Source organism: Streptomyces sp. NPDC029526, assembly GCF_040637405.1.
Taxonomy (GTDB): domain Bacteria; phylum Actinomycetota; class Actinomycetes; order Streptomycetales; family Streptomycetaceae; genus Streptomyces.
The window spans coordinates 75407-94132 of record NZ_JBEZWE010000001.1; the positions used below are offsets into that span (position 1 = coordinate 75407).

Below are 18726 nucleotides of genomic sequence, written 5' to 3' on the forward strand. Positions count from 1 at the left end.
AATCAGGGCCGCCGGGGGCGAGAAACCCCCGGCCGGGCGGGCTGTGGAGTGCGGTTACAGTCGATGGCACCCGTCGTGCGCCGTACCGCGTCCCCGTGCCGCAGGCGTGCCGTCCGCGAAGTGAAGAGAGCACCGAAGTGACCCATCCCCTCCTCGGCCTGGCCCCGCTGAGCGCCGCGCGTTTCGCCTCGATCGAGGAGCGGGTGGCGCGGCTGCTGGGCACCCGGCAGGACGTCGTGATCATGCAGGGCGAGGCGCTGCTGCCGCTGGAGGCCGCGATCCGCGGGACCGCGGGGCCCTCGACGACCGCCCTGAACGTCGTCACCGGCCCCTACGGGCAGACCTTCGGCGACTGGCTGCGGGACTGCGGTGCCACGGTGATCGACCTGGCCGTGCCGTTCCACACGGCGGTGACGGCCGGGCAGATCCGGGAGGCCCTGGCGCGGAACCCGGAGATCGACTTCGTGTCCCTGGTGCACGCCGAGGCGGCGACCGGGAACACCAACCCGGTCGCGGAGATCGGTCCGGTGGTGCGGGAGCACGGCGCCCTGTTCTACCTGGACGCGGTGGCCTCGGTCGGCGCGGAGCCGGTGCTGGTGGACGCCTGGGGCGTGGACCTGTGCGTGATCGGCGCGCAGAAGGCGATGGGCGGTCCGGCCGGGGTGTCGGCGGTGTCGGTGAGCGAGCGGGCGTGGGCGCGGATGGCGGCCAACCCGGGGGCGCCGCGCCACTCGTACCTGTCCCTGCTGGACTGGAAGGAGCGCTGGGTCGACGCCGGGCGCAGGGCGCTGCCGCACGCCCCCGCGCAGCTGGAGATGCTGGCGCTGGAGGCGTGTCTGGAGAGCATCGAGGCGGCCGGGCTCGACGCGGTGACGGCGCGGCACGCGGCGGTGGCCGCGGCCACCCGTGCGGGGGCGCTCGCGCTGGGCGGCGGTCTGGAGCCGTACGTGCACGACGCGGCGGAGGCGGCTCCCGTGGCGACGACCCTGCGGGCGCCGTCCGGCACGGTGGCCTCGGAACTGGTGGCCCGTGCGCTGGCGGCCGATCCCGGGGTGCCGCTGAGCGCGGGCGGCGGGGCGCTGGCCGGGGAGATGATCCGGGTCAACCACTACGGCCCCGACGCGACGCCGGGCGTGGTCCGTGCCGCGCTGACGGCGCTGGCCACCGCGCTCACGGAGCGGGGCGTCCCGGTGCGCCTGGGCGAGGCGCTGCGCGCGGCCGAGGAGGCGGGCCGGTCCGGGCCGGCGGAGGGGTGAGCAAGGGCGGGTGGCGGGCCGGTTCCGCCGTCCGCCACCCTTCCGGAGCGTGTCCGCGCGGTGACCGGAACGCGAATCGGAGGGATAATAGGAAATGCTGAACACGCAATCTCCAGCACATTCTCCTGCTTATACCGCGATTACATTCCAGAGCAGCTTCCCATCTTCTTCTGCCCGCTTTTCCCGGGCCTAAACGCAACGATTCCGAGAACGGAAAACGACGTAATCCGGACACCGGTCACGGGAGTTACATACTTGTGACCGGCTTCACAGGTCGCCCGGTATGCGGCTTATTTCCGGTCGAAACCGGGACAGGTCGGGCACAGCTCGCGCGTCCCCACGTGCCCGCGTGATAACACAGATCAAGCCCGTACGTAACCCCATCGGGCGATGCAATTTTGAATTTCCCTCGGTAAATTCAATTCGCATGACTGCCGCACAAGCAGACCTGCAAATCGACCGCCCGACCGTGGCGGACGGAGCCGTGCTGTGGCGGATAGCCAGGGACTCGAAGGTCCTCGACCTGAACTCGTCGTACAGCTATCTGCTGTGGTGCCGGGACTTCGCCGCCACCTCGGCCGTGGCCCGCGACGACGACGGCGAGCCGATCGGCTTCATCACCGGATACGTACGCCCCGACAGCCCGCACACCCTGCTCGTCTGGCAGGTCGCGGTCGACGGCACGCACCGCGGCCGGGGCCTGGCCGCGGCGATGCTCGACAGCCTGGCCGCCAGGACCGCGGCCGAGCGCGGGGTGACGACCGTGGAGACCACCATCACGCCGGGCAACACCGCCTCCGAGCGCCTGTTCACCGCGTTCGCCGAGCGTCACGGCGCTCCGCTGGAGCGCGAGGTGCTGTTCGAGGCCGGACAGTTCCCCGACGGACCGCACGACCCCGAGGTGCTGTACCGCATCGGACCTCTCGCGGACTGACCGGCCGACCGGTCCGGCCGGCCCACCGCCGCGCCGGCCGGTCCGGCCGCACACGATCCGAACCGACCGAAACCCACCGAAAAGGTCACCTCCGACCTGTCGATCACGCGCCGCCCAGCCGGCCCGATCGATGCGGCGGGCCGCCCCGGCCCCACGGGCCGAGCGGCCGGCCGACCGCCCGACTCCCTCTGACCTCCCACGCCACCGAGGAGCGATTCGTCGTGACCATCACCCAGCCCGACCTGAGCGTCTTCGAGACCCTTGAGTCCGAGGTGCGCAGCTACTGCCGCGGCTGGCCCACCGTCTTCGACCGTGCGCACGGCAGCCGCATGTACGACGAGGACGGCCACGAGTACCTCGACTTCTTCGCCGGAGCCGGCTCACTCAACTACGGCCACAACAACGCCGTCCTGAAACGCGCCCTGATCGACTACCTGGAGCGGGACGGCGTCACGCACGGCCTGGACATGTCGACCACGGCCAAGCGGGCCTTCCTGGAGTCCTTCCAGAACTGGATCCTGCGCCCCCGCGACCTGCCCTACAAGGTCATGTTCCCGGGCCCCACGGGCACCAACGCCGTGGAGTCCGCGCTGAAGCTGGCCCGCAAGGTCAAGGGCCGCGAGGCGATCGTGTCCTTCACCAACGCCTTCCACGGCATGTCGCTGGGCTCGCTCGCCGTGACCGGCAACGCCTTCAAGCGGGCCGGCGCGGGCATCCCGCTGGTCCACGGCACCCCCATGCCGTTCGACAACTACTTCGACGGCCGGGTCCCGGACTTCCTGTGGTTCGAGCGTCTCCTGGAGGACCAGGGCTCCGGCCTCAACAAGCCCGCCGCGGTGATCGTCGAGACCGTGCAGGGCGAGGGCGGCATCAACGTCGCCCGGCCCGAGTGGCTGCGCGCCCTGGCCGAGCTGTGCGAGCGCCAGGACATGCTGCTGATCGTCGACGACATCCAGATGGGCTGCGGCCGCACCGGTGCCTTCTTCTCCTTCGAGGAGGCGGGCATCACGCCGGACATCGTCACCGTGTCCAAGTCGATCAGCGGCTACGGCCTGCCCATGGCGCTGACCCTGTTCAAGCCCGAGCTGGACGTCTGGGAGCCGGGCGAGCACAACGGCACCTTCCGCGGCAACAACCCCGCCTTCGTCACGGCCACCGCGGCCCTGGAGGCGTACTGGGCCGACGGGTCCGCGATGGAGAAGCAGACCCGTTCGCGCGGCGAGCAGGTCGAGCAGGCGCTGATCTCCATCACCGAGGAGAACCTCGCCGACGTCAAGGAGTACCGCGGCCGCGGACTGGTCTGGGGCCTGGAGTTCCACGACAAGGACCGCGCCGGGAAGGTCGCCCAGCGGGCGTTCGAGCTCGGGCTGCTGGTCGAGACGTCCGGCCCCGAGAGCGAGGTGGCGAAGCTGCTGCCGGCCCTGACCATCACCCCGGACGAGCTGGACGAGGGTCTGACGACGCTCGCCCGTGCCGTCCGCGAAACCGCCTGACCCACACACACCACAGCCTAGGAGGCATCGCAGAACCGTGATCGTCCGTTCGTTCAAGGAGATCGAAGGCACCGACCGGCACGTGAAATCGGCGTCGGGCACGTGGGAGAGCAAGCGCATCGTCCTCGCCAAGGAGAAGGTCGGCTTCTCCCTGCACGAGACGATCCTGTACGCGGGTACGGAGACCGACATGTGGTACGCGAACCACATCGAGGCCGTCGTCTGCACCCAGGGCGAAGCCGAGCTGACCGACCGGGAGACCGGGAAGACGTACACCATCACGCCCGGCACCATGTACCTCCTGGACGGCCACGAGCGGCACACGCTCAAGGTCAAGGAGGACTTCCACTGCATCTGTGTCTTCAACCCGCCCGTCACCGGACGGGAGGACCACGACGAGAACGGCGTCTATCCGCTGCTCACCGAGGAGGTGTGAGGTTCACATGACCACCGCGACCACTCCCAGCCCCACCCAGGTCCCCGACCTCTATCCGACGCGCGGCACCACCGAGGTGCTCACCCCGCGCCAGGACCCGGTCGTCTGGGGCGCCCCCGACGCGCCCGGGCCGCTCGCCCCGGCCGAGCTGGGGTCGTTCGAGCGGGACGGTTTCCTCGCCATCGACGAACTGATCGGTGCGGACGAGGTGGCCGTCTACCAGAACGAGCTCAACCGGCTGGTGACCGACCCGGACATCCGGGCCGACGAGCGGTCGATCGTGGAGCCGAAGTCCAAGGAGATCCGCTCGGTCTTCGAGGTCCACAAGATCAGCGAGGTGTTCGCGCGCCTGGTGCGCGACGAGCGCGTCGTCGGCCGGGCCCGCCAGATCCTCGGCTCGGACGTCTACGTCCACCAGTCGCGGATCAACGTCAAGCCGGGCTTCGGGGCCAGTGGCTTCTACTGGCACTCGGACTTCGAGACCTGGCACGCCGAGGACGGTCTGCCCCGGATGCGGACGGTGTCCGTGTCCATCGCGCTGACCGAGAACTTCGACACCAACGGCGGCCTGATGATCATGCCGGGGTCGCACAAGACGTTCCTCGGCTGCGCCGGGGAGACCCCGAAGGACAACTACAAGAAGTCGCTGCAGATGCAGGACGCGGGCACCCCGTCGGACGAGGCGCTCACGTCGATGGCGTCGGAGCACGGCATCAAGCTGTTCACCGGCAAGGCCGGCTCGGCGACCTGGTTCGACTGCAACGCCATGCACGGCTCCGGGGACAACATCACGCCGTTCCCGCGCAGCAACGTGTTCATCGTGTTCAACAGCGTCGAGAACACGGCGGTGGAGCCCTTCGCGGCTCCCGTGCGGCGTCCCGAGTTCATCGGGGCGCGTGACTTCACCCCGGTGAAGTAGGCGGTACGCCGGTCCGCCGACGCGGCCGGCACCCGGGACTGCGGGCCGGGCCTCCTGGTGTGGGACTGGGAGGCACCGGCCCGCTGCCGTGCGGTCAGCCGGTCAGCGCGTCCAGCAGCCGGTCCACGTCGGCGGCCGTGTTGTAGAGGTGGAAGGACGCCCGCAGGTGACCGGCGCGGTCCGACACCTGGAAGCCCGACTCCGCCAGCTCCGCCTGCCGGTGGCCGAGTCCGGGCACCGACACGATCGGTGAGCCGGGCGCGGGCACCGGCGTGTGCCCGGCCTCGGCGAGTCCCGCGCGGAACCGGTCGGCCAGGGCCAGGTCGTGGGCGCGCACGGCGTCCACGCCCGCCTCCGCGACGAGTTCGAGGGAGGGGCGCAGTCCGGCGAACGTGAACAGGGCAGGACTGGTGTCGAACCGGCGGGCGGAGCGGGCCGGTCGGGTGACCGGCCCGTAGCAGCTCTCCCACGGCACTTCCGCCCCCACCCAGCTCGTCTGCACCGGGCGCAGGTCGCCGAAGTCCTCCGGCACCACCAGGAACGCCGCGCCGTGCGGGCCGAGCAGCCACTTGTAGGTGATCGAGACGCTGTAGTCGTAGGCACCGGCGTCCATGTCGAGCCAGCCGGCGCCCTGGGAGAAGTCGACGTAGGTGCGCGCCCCGTGGGCGCGGGCCGCCTCGCGCAGCGCGGGCAGGTCCGCGATCCGGCCGTCGGCGGACTGCACGGCGCTGACCGCGACCAGCGCGGTGTCCGGCCGCACCGAGTCGGCGAGCCGTTCCAGGGGCACGGCGCGCACCTTGAGGTCGCCGCGGACGTGGAAGGCGTTGACGACGGACGCGAAGTCGTCCTCGGCGGTCAGCACGTCGGCGCCCGGCGGCAGCGAGGCCGCGACCAGCGCGGTGTACAGGGCGGCCGTGCAGCCCGTGGCGACCCGCTCGACGGGGACACCGGCCAGCAGGGCGTAGGCCGAGCGGGACGCCTCGACGTCCTCGTACAGCGGGCCGAGGGACCGGCCCCCCGCCCGCATCCGGGCGGCTTCGGCGAGCGCGGCCACGGTGCGGGCCGGCAGGAGGGCGTTGCTCGCGGTGTTGAGGTAGGTGTGCTCCGGGGCGAACTCGGCGCGGACGAGGCTCTCGAAGGTCTCCATCCGTCCACTGTGCGGCGTCCGGATCTCCCCGTCCATCGCCGGTTTCTGCACGGTACTGCCAAGGACCGCTTATACGTGCGTCCTGACCTGCGGGGTCCCCACCCGCGGCGGGCGCGGGTGGGGACGGTCCGGGTGTGCCCGGCCGGCCGGTCGGCCGGTCGGTCGGTCGGTCGGCGGGGAGGGTGCCGGACGGTCCGTGCCCGGCCGGGCGGTGGGTGGGTGCCGGGCGGTTCCTGCGTCCCCGGCCCGTGAGGGGTGCCGTACGGTCCGTGCGTCCCCGACGGTGAGGGGTGCCGCCGGGGGCCCGGTTCAGCGCTGCGGGACCTCGCACCCGTCCGGGCCGCAGACGGCGCCGTCCGCGTCGTCCTGGCCGGCGACGCTCCGCAGGGGGCTGCGGTCGCCCCAGGCCTGGGTCAGCGCGCGGGTGAAGACCTCGACGGGCTGGGCCCCGGAGACGCCGACGGCGCGGTCCAGGACGAAGAACGGCACCCCGCGGGCGCCGAGCCGCGCGGCCTCCCGCTCGTCCTCGCGGACCTCGTCGGCGTACGCCTGCGGGTCGGCGAGGACCTGGCGGGCGCCGTCCGCGTCGAGCCCGGCGGCGACGGCGAGTTCGACGAGGCGCTCGTCGTCGTCGAAGACGGACCGCTCCTCGGCGAAGTTGGCCCGGTACAGCGCGTCGAGCAGTTCGGACTGGCGGCCCTCGGCGCGGGCGTGGTGCAGCAGGCGGTGCATGTCGAAGGTGCCGCCGTGGTCGCGGTCGCGGGTGCGGTAGGGCAGGCCCTCGGCGGCGGCCTGGGTGGCCAGGTTCTCCTCGCCGGCCTGCGCCTGTGCCTCACTCATGCCGTACTTGCGGGTGAGCAGGGTCAGCACCGGCTCGATGTCGTCCTTGGCGCGGCCCGGGTCCAGTTCGAAGGAACGGTGCACGACCTCGACATGGTCACGGTGCGGGAAGGCGGCCAGCGCCTTCTCGAAGCGGGCCTTGCCGACATAGCACCAGGGGCAGGCGATATCGGACCAGATCTCGACACGCATCGGGCAGACACTCTCCACGTCGTACGGGGGACGGAGACTCCCTCCGTCGACCGCGTGAACATTCAACCAGTGGGGTTCATTCCCGGACCGGACCCGCCCGCGCCGCCTCCCCGGGCCGGTGCGGGCACGAGGAGGCACAGGTGGAGGTGGTGGTCGTCCGCGGCGCTCGGCTGCCGGGGGTCGGGGGTCCAGCCGTGGCGGGCGTAGAAGCGGCGGGCGCGGTGGTTGTCGGCGTGCACGTCCAGCACGGCGGTCCGGCGGCCGTCGGCGTACCACTGCTCCGCGCAGGCACGGTGCAGGGCGGTGCCGACGCCGCTGCCCCAGCGGTCCGGCTCGACGTGGAACTGGAACAGCTTCACCGTGTCCGCGGGGCCGCCCTCCGGGACGCGGAAGGAGGCGATCCCCACCAGGCACCCGTCCCGCACCGCGCACAGCACGGTGCCGTCGGGCCGGCCGATCGCCTCCCGCCAGCGGGCCGGCCAGTCGGTGCCGTCCTGCGGGAGACCGTCGGGGTAGTACGTCGACCGGGCCCGGTGGTGCAGTGCGGCCACGTGGTCGGCCTCGTCGGGCAGGACCGTTCTGACGAGCAGCGGGAGTGCGGCGGTCCGGTGCGGTTCGATCATGAGAGGGAGGACGCTCCGGGCCCCGGGGTGGTTGCCCCGAGGCGGGAGCGGGTGCGGGAGCGGGGCCGCCGGGCTCAACTGCCGTCGCGCAGGTCCTCGGGCCAGTGCGGGCGGAAGGCGAGGTGGTCGAAGGTCACCGCGCAGCCCTCGCCCGTCGGGGACTGGGCCAGGAAGCCGACCAGCGCCGCCCCCGACCGGTCCGCGTCACCGAGGGTGAACAGCCGGACGAAGGTCCACCGCTCCCCGTCCCGGGAGGCGTGGAAGGCGAAGGCACGGCCGGTGCGGCTCACCCGCAGCCACACCGAACTGCCCTCCACGGTGAAGGAGTTGGCGTCGTCCGAGTGGCCCCGGGTGACCACCGTGCAGACGGTCGGGACGTCCGGGGAGTACTCCAGGCACAGTTTGGCCCAGGCCCGCTGCCCCACGTGGACGTAGAGCACGCCCGCGTCGAAGGCGGCGGCGAAGCCCACCGTGACGCGGGCGATGAGCTGGAAGTCCCCCTCGGGCGCGCCGAGCAGGCGCGGTGCGTCGGCGGCCGGGTCCAGGGCCTCGCCGGTGGGCGGGACGAACCGGTCCTGGCGCGGACCGGCCCGTCCGGTGAGGACGCCGTCCGCGTGGGCCCAGGCGCCGTCGGGGCCGTAGGCGCGCAGCGGGAAGGGGAGTTCGGGCAGAGTCAGGTCCATCGCCGGAGTCTGCCAGGTCTCCTGCCCGCCCGCCGCGCGGGAGGTCAGCGCTCCAGCGTCCCGTTGAAGCGGCGGGGCAGCCCGAGCGGGTTGTCGTCGCGCAATTCCGGCGGCAGCAGGGCCTCGGGGGTGTTCTGGTACACCACCGGCCTGAGCCAGCGCTCGATGGCGGTGCCGCCGACGGAGGTGGAGGTGGAGGTGGTCGCCGGGTAGGGGCCGCCGTGGTGCTGGGCGGGGGCGACGGCGACTCCCGTGGGCCAGCCGTCGACCAGGACGCGTCCGGCGAGCGGGGTCAGTTCCGCCAGCAGCTCGGCGCCGCGGCCCTCGCCGCGGGCCTCCCCCTCCGACAGCTGGACGGTCGCGGTGAGGTTGCCGGGCAGCCGGCCGAGCACGGACCGCACCTCGGTCTCGTCCTCGTACCGGACGACCACGGTGACCGGGCCGAAGCACTCCTCCAGGAGCAGGTCGTGCGGGCCGTCCGCGGCGAGCCGGCCCGCCGGGACGGTGAGGAAGCCCGCGACGACGGTGTGCTCGCCGCCCGCGCCCGGGGTCACCGGGGTCTGCACGTCGGGCAGTTGGGCCCGCTCGGTGACGCCGGCGAGGAAGGCGTCCCGCATGCGGTGGTCGAGCAGGACGCCGGCCTCGGTGGCGCTGACGGCGTCGGTCAGGGACTTCACGAGACGGTCGCCCGCCCCGCCCGCCGGGACCAGCACGAGGCCGGGCTTCACGCAGAACTGGCCGACGCCCAGGGTCATGGATCCGGCGAGGCCCGCGCCGATCGCCTCGGCCCGCTCGGCGGCGGCGGCCTCGGTGACGACGACCGGGTTCAGCGAGCCGAGTTCGCCGTGGAAGGGGATCGGCACGGGGCGGGCCGCCGCCGCGTCGAAGAGGGCGCGTCCACCGCGGACCGAGCCGGTGAAGCCGGCCGCGGTGACCAGCGGGTGCCGGACCAGCTCGACGCCGGCGTCGAAGCCGTGCACCAGTCCGACGACGTCCCCGGGGAGGCCGTGCCGGGCGGCGGCGCGGCGCAGGACCGCGGCGACCAGTTCGGACAGGGCGGGATGGTCGGGGTGGGCCTTGACGACGACGGGGCAGCCGGCCGCGAGGGCGCTCGCCGTGTCGCCGCCGGGGACGGAGAAGGCGAAGGGGAAGTTGGAGGCGGAGTAGACGGCGACGACGCCCAGCGGCACCTTGTAGCGGCGCAGGTCGGGAACAGGGGGCGTGGCGGTGTCGTCGGGGTGGTCGACGACCACGTCGAGGAAGGCGCCCTCGTCGACGATGTCGGCGAAGGCCCGCAACTGGTAGCAGGTGCGGGCGAGTTCACCGGTGAGACGGACGGGGCCGAGTGCCGTCTCGGCGTCCGCGGTCTCCACGAGCGCGTCCCGGGCCGCCTCCAGTTCCTCGGCGGCGGCGCGCAGGAAGGCCGCGCGGACGGTGCGGTCGGTCAGCGCGCCGCGCACCGCGTGCGCGGCGCGGACGACGGAGTCCACCTCCTGGGGCGTCGCCTCCACCGCAACCTGTTCCCGCTGCTTACCGGTTCGGGGGTCGACACTCCACACTGGTGCTGCTGCCACCGCGGATCCCTCCACTCGACTGCCGCTCTCACTGCCGCAGTAGGGACGACGCCTTCGGGCCGGCTCTGTTCGATATACTGAACGTCGTCCAGAATGATGAACTGTTGTCGGAGACTATAACTTCAGCCTCCCGGCGGCGAAGGGGTCGAAGCCATGGCCGCCGTCGGGCTGCCCCGCCACCCGGTGGCCGTCCCGCACCGCACACCCGCACACCCGCGACCCTGGCCACCCGGAGGTTCCGTACACCATGGACGTGTCCCTGCGCCCGGTCCACGACAGCGACCTGCCGGTCTTCTTCCGGCAGTCGAACGACCCGGAGGCGCTGCACATGGCGGCCTTCACCCCCGAGAACCCGGCCGACCGGGACGCGTTCGAGGCGCACTGGGCACGCATCCGCGCGTCCGACCAGGTCGACGTGCGCACCGTGCTGGGCGACGGTGACGTGCTGGGCAGCGCCGCGGTGTACGGCGAGCCCGGCGAGCGCGAGGTGACGTACTGGATCGACCGCGCGTACTGGGGACGGGGCATCGCCACCGCCGCGTTGCGCGCCCTGCTCGCCGAGGTGGACGAACGCCCGCTGTTCGCGCGCGTGGCCGCGGACAACGCGGCCTCGCTGCGGGTGCTGCGCAAGTGCGGCTTCGAGGTGTCCGCCCGGGCCACCGGCTACGCGCCGGCGCGCGGAGCGGAGATCGAGGAACTGGTCCTCACGCTCGGCCGGTGACGCGACCGTTGCCGTTCGGCCGGGCAGTTGGGCGCGCGGATGAACCTTCGCGGCCCCGCCGCCGTCTGTAGGGACGGACGGGCCGCCCCCCTCCCCCCGGGGGGCGGCCCGCTCCCTGCCCTCAACACACGCCCCGCGGCTGCTTCACGCCCAGCAGTTGCTCGGTCGGGTCGATCGCGAAGTACACCGGCAACAGCGCCGAGGTCCCCCACAGCAGCCGGTGCACCTCCCGGGCCCGGCCGAGCACGGTCCTGACGGCCACACAGGCGAAGACGCCTGCGGCGATGCCGTTGGTGATCGAGTACGTGAACGGCACGCCGGCGACGGTGAGGCACGCCGGGAGCAGCCCGGCCTCCCCGCTCACGCCGACGACGAGAGACCCTACGGACGCGCCTGCGGAGTGCCTCCGGGCCGTGTCCAGCCCGGGTCGCGGCCGCTCAGGGCCACCGTCCGGTCCAGCAGCGGGGCATCGGCCGGTACGGACACGACCGGGCCGAAGATGCCGTTGCCCGCGCCGCCCGACTCCTCCGCGGCGGCCCGTAGGAAGGCGTGCGACGCCGCCAGGGCGGCCGGGTCGGGTGCGTAGTCGCGGCCGGTGGCGCGGGCCAGGTCCCAGCCGTGGAGGAGCAGTTCGTCCACGGCGACCGCACCGGCGACCTCGCCCGGCAGGTCCACCCCGCCGGCCCGGGTGGTGCCGGTCCACGCCCCCGGGTCCCGCCACGCCTCGGCGAGGTCGTGCAGCGCCTCGGTCAGGTCCCGGCGCCAGTCCGGCCCGATGCCGGGCAGGGTGCTCCCCGGGTCGGTGTCGGTGGTCCCGCCCAGGTCCTTGCGGGCCGCGTCACGGAAGGCGACGGCCAGCCCGGTCAGATGGCCGAGCAGATGGCTCACCCGGTAGTCGGGGCACGGGGTGCGGTCCGTCAGCTGGTCCTCGGTGACGTCCTCGGCCAGGCAGGCCACGATCCGCGCCTGCGGTCCGAGGTCGAGTGGGGTGTCGGTCATCGGGTGCTCCTCAGGTCCTGACCGTCCGGGCAGCGGCGGATGCCGCCGCCTCTGAGGAGGAAGACCGGTCCCGCCGTCCGGACTCATCGCTCGCCGCCCCCGGAGACCCGGCATCTGCCCGATGTGCGCCCGGTCCCCCGGGTCCCAGGATGACCGGTCATGACGACCGGAAGAACGGACCCGGCGGTGGACGGCCGGGGCGGGGCCGCGGCACGCCTGCTGCGGGACAGGAACGCGGGGCTCTGCCTCGCCGGGGTGGTGGTGTCGGGCTTCGGCACGTCGGCGCTGTGGCTCGCCTCCGGGGTGTGGGTCAAGGACCTCACCGGATCGGACGGGCTGGCCGCGCTGTGCATGCTCGCCCTGTGGGCCCCCGTCCTGGTGGGCCCCCTGCTGGGCACGCTCGCGGACCGGTTCCGCCGCAAGCCGCTGCTGATCGCGGCGAGCCTGCTGATGGCGGGACTGCTGACGACCCTCCTCCGCGTGGACTCACCGCACGGCCTGTGGCTGCTGTACGCGGTGCTGTTCGTGTACGGCGCGGCGGGCGTCGTCCACGACGCGGCCGAGTCGGCGCTGGTCGCCACGGCCGTCGACGGGTCCCTGCTCGGTGACTTCAACGGCCTGCGCACCACCGCCGGCGAGGGCATGAAGCTCCTGGCGCCCCTCGCGGGCGCGGGCCTGTACACCGCGTACGGCGGGCCGGGCGTCGCCCTGCTGGACGCCGCCACCTTCCTGCTCGCCGTGGTCCTGTACGCACTGCTGCGGGTGCGGGAGGAGCGGCCCGTACGGCCGTCGGCGGGTACCTGGCGGCAGACCGTGGACGGCGCCCGTCACCTGTGGTCGCACCCCGGACTGCGCCCGCTGGTGACGGCGGGCGGCGCCACCATGCTGTGCGCGGGCCTCAGCGGGGCGCTGGTGTACGCGGTGGTCGAGGATCTGGGCCGCTCCCCCGCGTACGCCGGTGTCCTGTACGCCGTGCAGGGCGCGGGGTCGGTGGTGCTCGGCCTGTCGGCGGGCCCCCTCCTGCGCCGGGTCGGCGAACGGCGGTTCGCGGCCTGCGGGATCGCACTGCTGGGCGCGGCGGTGTCGCTGCGGGCCGTGCCGGACGACGCGTCGGCGCTGGTGTGCAGCCTGGCGATCGGGGCGGGTCTGCCCGCCGTGCTGGTGGCCGCGCTGACCGCCGTGCAGCGCGAGACGCCCGGCCCGCTGCTGGGCCGGGTCACCGCCACCGCCCAGACGCTGGTGTTCACCCCGAACGTGCTCGGGCTGGCGGGCGGGGCGGCGCTGGTCGGACCGGCCGGACACCGGGTGCCGCTGGTGGTCTCGGGGCTCGCCCTGGTGGGGGTGGCGGTGGCGCTGTCCCGGAGCCGGGCGGGAGCCGGGCCGGCCGACCCGGGGCCGTCACCGCAGGCGCGGGGGACGGAGCGGCAGGGGTGACGCCCGGGGCCGTGCGGCCCGGCGCGTCCCCGCCTTCGGCAGCGGTCCGCCGGCCCGGCCGCACCGTCGGCCCGGGACCGTCGGGATCGGGCCACCCGGCCCGCCCGGAGGCGAAAAAGGGACGCCGGCGGAGGGGCGCGGGCACCGAACGGGCTCGCCCGCCACCCCGTTCGGGCACGCACGACGCCCGTTCTCACGTTCCGCGCCGCCCCCCTGCAGGTCCGAGGCGGGCACAGGCCGAGCGGAACGGGCACAAGCGGGCAGGAACGAAGCGATAACAAGCCTGGTCAGAACCATGGGCCCGCTGTACAACATCCTGCAAGGGCCGAACCGGGCCCGAACGGGCAGCGAGATCAGGAAGCAGGTGGTCGGTCCATGGGGCAGTGGACGGCCGAGGAGCGCCAGCGCGAGATCGTGCGGCTGGCGCGCGCCACCGGCTCGGTCGACGTGACCGTGCTCGCCGCCGACCTGGGCGTGGCCAAGGAGACGGTGCGGCGGGACCTGCGGGCCCTGGAGGACCACGGGCTGGTGCGCCGCACCCACGGGGGCGCCTACCCCGTGGAGAGCGCCGGCTTCGAGACGACCCTCGCCTTCCGCGCCACCAGCCACGTCCCCGAGAAGCGCAGGGTGGCGGCCGCCGCCGCCGAACTCCTCGGGGACGCCGAGACGGTCTTCGTCGACGAGGGCTTCACCCCGCAGCTCATCGCCGAGGCCCTGCCCACCGACCGGCCGCTCACCGTGGTCACCGCCTCCCTGCCGGTCGCGGGCGCGCTCGCCGAGACCGGAGCGACCGTCCTGCTGCTCGGCGGCCGGGTGCGCTCGGGCACCCTCGCCACCGTGGACCACTGGACGACGAAGATGCTCTCCGGCTTCGTCATCGACCTGGCGTTCATCGGCGCCAACGGGATCTCCCGCGAACACGGCCTGACCACGCCCGACCCGGCGGTCGGTGACGTCAAGGCACAGGCCGTCCGGTCCGCACGGCGTGTGGTGTTCGCGGGCGTCCACACCAAGTTCGGGGCGGTCAGTTTCTGCCGGTTCGCCGGGATCGGCGACCTGGACGCGATCGTCACCAGCACCCTGCTCCCGGCGTCCGAGGCGCACCGTTACGCGCTGCTCGGGCCGCAGGTCGTCCGCGTCTGACGGCCGCACCGCACGCACCCACCGCACGCGCTCACGACCACAACTCCCCACACCGTCCCCGCAGTACGCCCGCCCCACCTCCCACGGGCACCCCTGTCCCCCACAGACCTCCGCACATACCGACATTTCCTGGAGTACCCATGCGCACCCAGAGCCGACGCTCGCCACGGAACCTCCTCGCCGCGGTGGCGACAGTGACGCTGATCGCTCCGCTCGCCGCCTGCTCGGGCGCCGGCGGTTCCCAGGGGTCGTCCGGCGGCGACTCCCTCAACGTCCTGATGGTGAACAACCCGCAGATGGTGGAGCTGCAGAAGCTGACCGCCGCGAACTTCACCAAGGACACCGGGATCAAGGTGAACTTCACCGTGCTGCCGGAGAACGACGTCCGCGACAAGATCAGCCAGGACTTCGCCAACCAGGCGGGCCAGTACGACGTCGCCACGCTCAGCAACTACGAGATCCCGATCTACGCCAAGAACGGCTGGCTGCACCCCCTGGACGAGCACGTCGAGAAGGACACCGGCTTCGACCAGGACGACATCCTGCCCCCGATGACCAAGGCCCTCACCGCGGAGGACGGCAAGCTCTACGGCGAGCCCTTCTACGGCGAGTCCTCCTTCCTGATGTACCGCAAGGACGTCCTGGAGAAGGAGGGCCTGACCATGCCGGACAAGCCCACCTGGAAGCAGGTCGCCGACATCGCCGCGAAGGTGGACGGCTCCGGTGCCGGCATGAAGGGCATCTGCCTGCGCGGACTGCCCGGCTGGGGCGAGGTCATGGCCCCGCTGACCACGGTCGTCAACACCTTCGGCGGCACCTGGTTCGACGAGGACTGGACGGCCCGCCTGGACTCCAAGGAGTTCAAGGAGGCCACGCGGTTCTACGTCGACCTGGTGCGCGAGCACGGTGAGGCCGGCGCGGCCCAGTCCGGGTACGCGGAGTGCCTCAACAACATGACCCAGGGCAAGACGGCGATGTGGTACGACGCCACCGCCGGGGCCGGCTCCCTGGAGGCCGACGGTTCCCCGGTCAAGGGCAAGATCGGCTACGTCCCGGCGCCGGTGGAGAAGACCGACAGCTCGGGCTGGCTCTACACCTGGGCCTGGGGCATCCAGAAGGCGTCCGAGAACGCCGACAACGCCTGGAAGTTCATCTCCTGGGCCTCCGGCAAGGAGTACGAGAAGCTGGTCGGCGAGAAGGTCGGCTGGTCCAACGTGCCGGCCGGCAAGCGCGCCTCGACCTACGACATACCGGAGTACCGCGAGGAGGCCGCCGCCTTCGCGGACGTCACCCGGGACGCCATCGCGGGCGCCAAGCCCGAGGACCCGGGCGTGCAGCCCCGTCCCGCGCCCGGCATCCAGTTCGTCGGCATCCCCGAGTTCACCGACCTGGGCACCAAGGTCTCCCAGGAGATCAGCTCCGCCATCGCCGGACGGCAGTCCGTGGACAGCGCGCTGAAGAAGTCGCAGAAGCTGGCCGAGGCCGTCGCCGAGAAGTACGAGGCGTCATGACCGTGACGTCCCCGAAGCGGGCCGCCGCGACCGTCCCCGGACGGCCGGCGGCCCCCCGCCCGAACCGGATGCGCGCCTGGGCCACCCGGGCGCCCCTGATGCCGGCGCTCGTCTTCCTGATCGTCGTCACCCAACTGCCCTTCGTGGCCACCCTGGTGATCTCGTTCTTCGACTGGAACGCGCTCTACCCGGACCAGCGCAGCTTCGCCGGCTTCGCCAACTACGGCGAGGTGCTGACCGACCCGGACCTGCGGGGGTCGGTGTGGACGACGATCCTGCTCACCGTCACCGTGGTGCTGGTCAGCCTGCTGCTCGGCCTGCTCCTGGCGCTGCTGCTGAACCGGCGCTTCCGGGGCCGGGGCGCCGTGCGGACGATGCTGATCGCCCCGTTCCTGCTGGTGCCGGTCGCCGCCGCGCTGATGTGGAAGCACCTGCTGTTCAACCCGGAGTACGGGCTGTTCAACGGCATCCTGAACGCCGTCGGCGGCGACGGGGCGCCGCAGCCGGACTGGATCTCCGAGATGCCGCTGATGGCGGTGGAGGCCGCGCTGATCTGGCAGTGGACCCCGTTCATGATGCTGATCCTGCTCGCGGGGCTGCAGAGCCGTGACCCCCAGCTGGTGGAGGCGGCCCGGATGGACGGCGCGAGCGACTGGCAGGTGTTCGTCCACATCACGCTGCCCCACCTGCGCCGCTACCTCGAACTCGGCGTGCTGCTCGGCTCGATCTACATCGTGCAGAACTTCGACGCCGTGTTCACCATCACCTCCGGCGGCCTGGGCACGGCAAACCTGCCGTACACGATCTACCAGACCTTCTACCAGGCGCACGAGAACGGTCTCGCCTCCGCGGCGGGCGTCGTCGTCGTCCTCGGCTCGCTCGTCCTGGCGACCTTCGCGCTGCGCGTGGTGTCGTCGCTGTTCCGTGAGGAGGTGTCCCGCTGATGGCCACCGTCGCCCCCACCGCCCCGCGGCAGCGCCGGGCGCCGGGCAGGGTCCGGGGGGCCGCCGCGGGCGTCGCCGCCTGGCTGGCCGGCATCGTCTTCGTGCTGCCCGTCCTGTGGATGGTCCTGACGTCCCTGCACTCCGAGGCGGACGCCGCGACCAACCCGCCGTCCGTGGCGGCGTCCCTGACCCTGGACGGCTACCGCGAGTTCTTCGGTCTCACCGGCGGCGCCAGCCCCTGGCCGTCGCTGATCAACTCGATGACCGCCTCGCTGGTCTCCACGCTGCTGACGCTGCTGCTCGCCCTGCCCGCCGCCTACGCGCTGTCCATCCGGCCGGTGAAGAAGTGGACCGACGTCCTGTTCTTCTTCCTGTCCACCAAGATGCTGCCGCTGGTGGCCGCGCTGCTGCCGATCTACCTGTTCGCCAAGAACACCGGCATGCTCGACAACATCTGGACGCTGGTCATCCTCTACACCGCGATGAACCTGCCGATCGCGGTCTGGATGATGCAGTCGTTCCTGTCCGAGGTCCCGGTGGCGATCATCGAGGCCGCCCAGATCGACGGCGCGAGACTGCCGACCGTGCTGGGCCGCGTGGTCGCGCCGATCGCCCTGCCCGGCATCGCGGCGACCGCCCTGATCTGTTTCATCTTCAGCTGGAACGAGCTGATGTTCGCGCGGGTGCTCACGGGCGTGGTCGCCGAGACCGCCCCCGTCTTCCTCACCACCTTCATCACCAGCCAGGGCCTGTTCCTGGCCAAGGTGTGCGCCGCGTCGCTCGTCATCTCCCTGCCGGTGCTCGCCGCGGGGTTCGCCGCCCAGGACAAACTCGTCCAGGGCCTGTCGTTGGGAGCCGTGAAATGAAGGCCGCCGTCATCGAGTCCGTGGGCCGGGCCGTCGTCGCCGAGGTCCCGGACCCGACGCCCGGGCCGCGCGACGTCGTCGTGGAGGTCGCGGCCTGCGGGTTGTGCGGCACCGATCTGCACATCCTCCAGGGCGAGTTCGCGCCCGAGCTGCCGATCGTGCCGGGGCACGAGTTCGCGGGCGAGGTGGTCGGCGTCGGCTCGGCGGTCACCGAGGTGGCGGTCGGCGACCGGGTCGCCGTCGACCCGTCCCTGTACTGCCACGAGTGCCGCTACTGCCGTGTCGGCCACAACAACATGTGCGAACGCTGGGGGGCGATCGGCGTCACCACGGCCGGCGGCGCCGCCCAGTACGCGGTGGCCCCGGTGGCGAACTGCGTGAAACTGCCCGAGCACGTGCGCACCGCGGACGCGGCCCTGATAGAACCGCTGTCCTGCGCGGTGCGCGGCTACGACGTCCTCCAGTCCCGCCTCGGCGCCCACGTGCTGATCTACGGGTCGGGCACCATGGGCCTGATGATGCTGGAGCTGGCCAAGCGCACCGGCGCGGCGAGCGTCGACGTGGTGGACGTGAACCCGGCCCGGCTGGAAACGGCGGTCCGGCTGGGCGTGTCCGCCTCCGCCGCGAACCCCGACGAGCTGGACCGCCCGCAGGGGTGGGACCTGGTCATCGACGCGACCGGCAACGCCGAGGCGATCCAGGACGGCCTGGAGCGGGTGGCGAAGGTCGGAACGTTCCTGCAGTTCGGTGTCGCCGACTACGCGACGCGCGTGACCATCGACCCGTACCGGATCTACAACCAGGAGATCACCATCACCGGCTCGATGGCCGTGCTGCACAGCTACGAGCGGGCGGCCGAGCTGTTCGCCAACGGGGTGCTGGACCCGGACGTCTTCATCAGCGACCGGGTCCCGCTGGACCGCTACCCGCAGGCCCTGGAGCAGTTCGCGTCGGGCGTGGGCCGGAAGATCGTCGTCGTTCCGTAGGGCGGCGGGGCGGACTGCCGGGAGC

18 protein-coding genes and 1 pseudogene are annotated in these 18726 nt (G+C 72.6%); 12 read left to right on the plus strand and 7 right to left on the minus strand.

Going from position 1 to position 18726, the window contains the following annotated elements; translation table 11 throughout:
- Positions 1 to 137: 137 nt before the first annotated feature.
- The 5 genes from AB0F01_RS00365 (at position 138) to thpD (ending at position 5038) form a co-directional block, all read left to right on the plus strand.
- On the plus strand, positions 138 to 1256 hold the full coding sequence (locus tag AB0F01_RS00365; protein WP_362088867.1) for an aminotransferase class V-fold PLP-dependent enzyme: 1119 nt from the start codon (positions 138 to 140) through the stop codon (positions 1254 to 1256).
- 427 nt (positions 1257 to 1683) lie between these two features.
- Positions 1684 to 2190, plus strand: coding sequence for a diaminobutyrate acetyltransferase (gene ectA / locus AB0F01_RS00370; RefSeq protein WP_362088868.1), 507 nt, complete (start codon positions 1684 to 1686; stop codon positions 2188 to 2190).
- A 221-nt stretch (positions 2191 to 2411) separates the two neighbouring features.
- The gene (gene ectB, locus AB0F01_RS00375; RefSeq protein WP_362088869.1) at positions 2412 to 3683 is read left to right on the plus strand and encodes a diaminobutyrate--2-oxoglutarate transaminase; all 1272 of its coding nucleotides are present in this window, start codon (positions 2412 to 2414) and stop codon (positions 3681 to 3683) included.
- A 37-nt stretch (positions 3684 to 3720) separates the two neighbouring features.
- Complete coding sequence (locus tag AB0F01_RS00380; RefSeq protein WP_164336476.1) at positions 3721 to 4119, plus strand: ectoine synthase; 399 nt, start codon at positions 3721 to 3723, stop codon at positions 4117 to 4119.
- A gap of 7 nt (positions 4120 to 4126) precedes the next feature.
- Complete coding sequence (gene thpD, locus AB0F01_RS00385) at positions 4127 to 5038, plus strand: ectoine hydroxylase (protein WP_362088870.1); 912 nt, start codon at positions 4127 to 4129, stop codon at positions 5036 to 5038.
- A gap of 94 nt (positions 5039 to 5132) precedes the next feature.
- On the opposite strand, the gene AB0F01_RS00390 is transcribed toward thpD, so the two are convergent.
- The 5 genes from AB0F01_RS00390 to AB0F01_RS00410 all read right to left on the minus strand — a co-directional run bounded on the left by AB0F01_RS00390 (position 5133) and on the right by AB0F01_RS00410 (position 10097).
- Positions 5133 to 6185 carry an aminotransferase class V-fold PLP-dependent enzyme gene (locus AB0F01_RS00390; protein WP_362088871.1) on the minus strand — a complete coding sequence of 351 codons (1053 nt, stop codon included), beginning with the start codon at positions 6183 to 6185 and terminating at the stop codon, positions 5133 to 5135.
- A gap of 309 nt (positions 6186 to 6494) precedes the next feature.
- Positions 6495 to 7217, minus strand: a complete 723-nt coding sequence (locus AB0F01_RS00395) for a DsbA family oxidoreductase (RefSeq protein WP_362088872.1) — start codon at positions 7215 to 7217, stop codon at positions 6495 to 6497.
- Positions 7218 to 7279: 62 nt separating this feature from the next.
- Positions 7280 to 7840 (minus strand): GNAT family N-acetyltransferase, encoded by a 561-nt coding sequence (locus AB0F01_RS00400; RefSeq protein WP_362088873.1) that lies wholly within the window; start codon positions 7838 to 7840, stop codon positions 7280 to 7282.
- Between the two features lie 74 nt (positions 7841 to 7914).
- Complete coding sequence (locus AB0F01_RS00405; protein ID WP_362088874.1) at positions 7915 to 8523, minus strand: DUF1349 domain-containing protein; 609 nt, start codon at positions 8521 to 8523, stop codon at positions 7915 to 7917.
- 44 nt (positions 8524 to 8567) lie between these two features.
- Entirely contained in the window at positions 8568 to 10097 is a 1530-nt protein-coding gene (locus AB0F01_RS00410; protein ID WP_362088875.1) for an aldehyde dehydrogenase (NADP(+)), read from the minus strand.
- Between the two features lie 247 nt (positions 10098 to 10344).
- Between AB0F01_RS00410 and AB0F01_RS00415 the strand changes: the two genes are divergently transcribed.
- Entirely contained in the window at positions 10345 to 10818 is a 474-nt protein-coding gene (locus AB0F01_RS00415) for a GNAT family N-acetyltransferase (RefSeq protein ID WP_362088876.1), read from the plus strand.
- Between the two features lie 121 nt (positions 10819 to 10939).
- Here AB0F01_RS00415 and AB0F01_RS00420 read toward each other — a convergent pair.
- Positions 10940 to 11161 (minus strand): annotated as a pseudogene (locus tag AB0F01_RS00420) (NCS2 family permease); the annotation flags it as partial.
- Between the two features lie 38 nt (positions 11162 to 11199).
- Entirely contained in the window at positions 11200 to 11817 is a 618-nt protein-coding gene (locus tag AB0F01_RS00425) for a TIGR03086 family metal-binding protein (RefSeq protein WP_362088877.1), read from the minus strand.
- 159 nt (positions 11818 to 11976) lie between these two features.
- On the opposite strand from AB0F01_RS00425, the gene AB0F01_RS00430 reads away from it, so the two are divergent.
- From AB0F01_RS00430 to AB0F01_RS00455, 6 genes are all read left to right on the plus strand, one after another.
- Positions 11977 to 13251: an MFS transporter gene (locus AB0F01_RS00430; protein WP_362088878.1), complete on the plus strand. Its 1275-nt coding sequence runs from the start codon at positions 11977 to 11979 to the stop codon at positions 13249 to 13251.
- Between the two features lie 375 nt (positions 13252 to 13626).
- A complete protein-coding gene (locus tag AB0F01_RS00435; RefSeq protein ID WP_362088879.1) occupies positions 13627 to 14394 on the plus strand; it encodes a DeoR/GlpR family DNA-binding transcription regulator in 768 nt (255 codons plus the stop codon).
- 140 nt (positions 14395 to 14534) lie between these two features.
- Complete coding sequence (locus tag AB0F01_RS00440) at positions 14535 to 15905, plus strand: sugar ABC transporter substrate-binding protein (protein ID WP_362088880.1); 1371 nt, start codon at positions 14535 to 14537, stop codon at positions 15903 to 15905.
- Positions 15902 to 16849 (plus strand): sugar ABC transporter permease, encoded by a 948-nt coding sequence (locus AB0F01_RS00445; protein WP_362088881.1) that lies wholly within the window; start codon positions 15902 to 15904, stop codon positions 16847 to 16849. The genes AB0F01_RS00440 and AB0F01_RS00445 overlap by 4 nt, the downstream gene beginning before the upstream one ends.
- Complete coding sequence (locus AB0F01_RS00450; RefSeq protein ID WP_362088882.1) at positions 16849 to 17715, plus strand: carbohydrate ABC transporter permease; 867 nt, start codon at positions 16849 to 16851, stop codon at positions 17713 to 17715. Before AB0F01_RS00445 ends, AB0F01_RS00450 begins: the two co-directional genes overlap by 1 nt.
- Positions 17712 to 18701: a zinc-dependent alcohol dehydrogenase family protein gene (locus AB0F01_RS00455; RefSeq protein ID WP_362088883.1), complete on the plus strand. Its 990-nt coding sequence runs from the start codon at positions 17712 to 17714 to the stop codon at positions 18699 to 18701. The genes AB0F01_RS00450 and AB0F01_RS00455 overlap by 4 nt, the downstream gene beginning before the upstream one ends.
- Positions 18702 to 18726 lie beyond the last annotated feature (25 nt).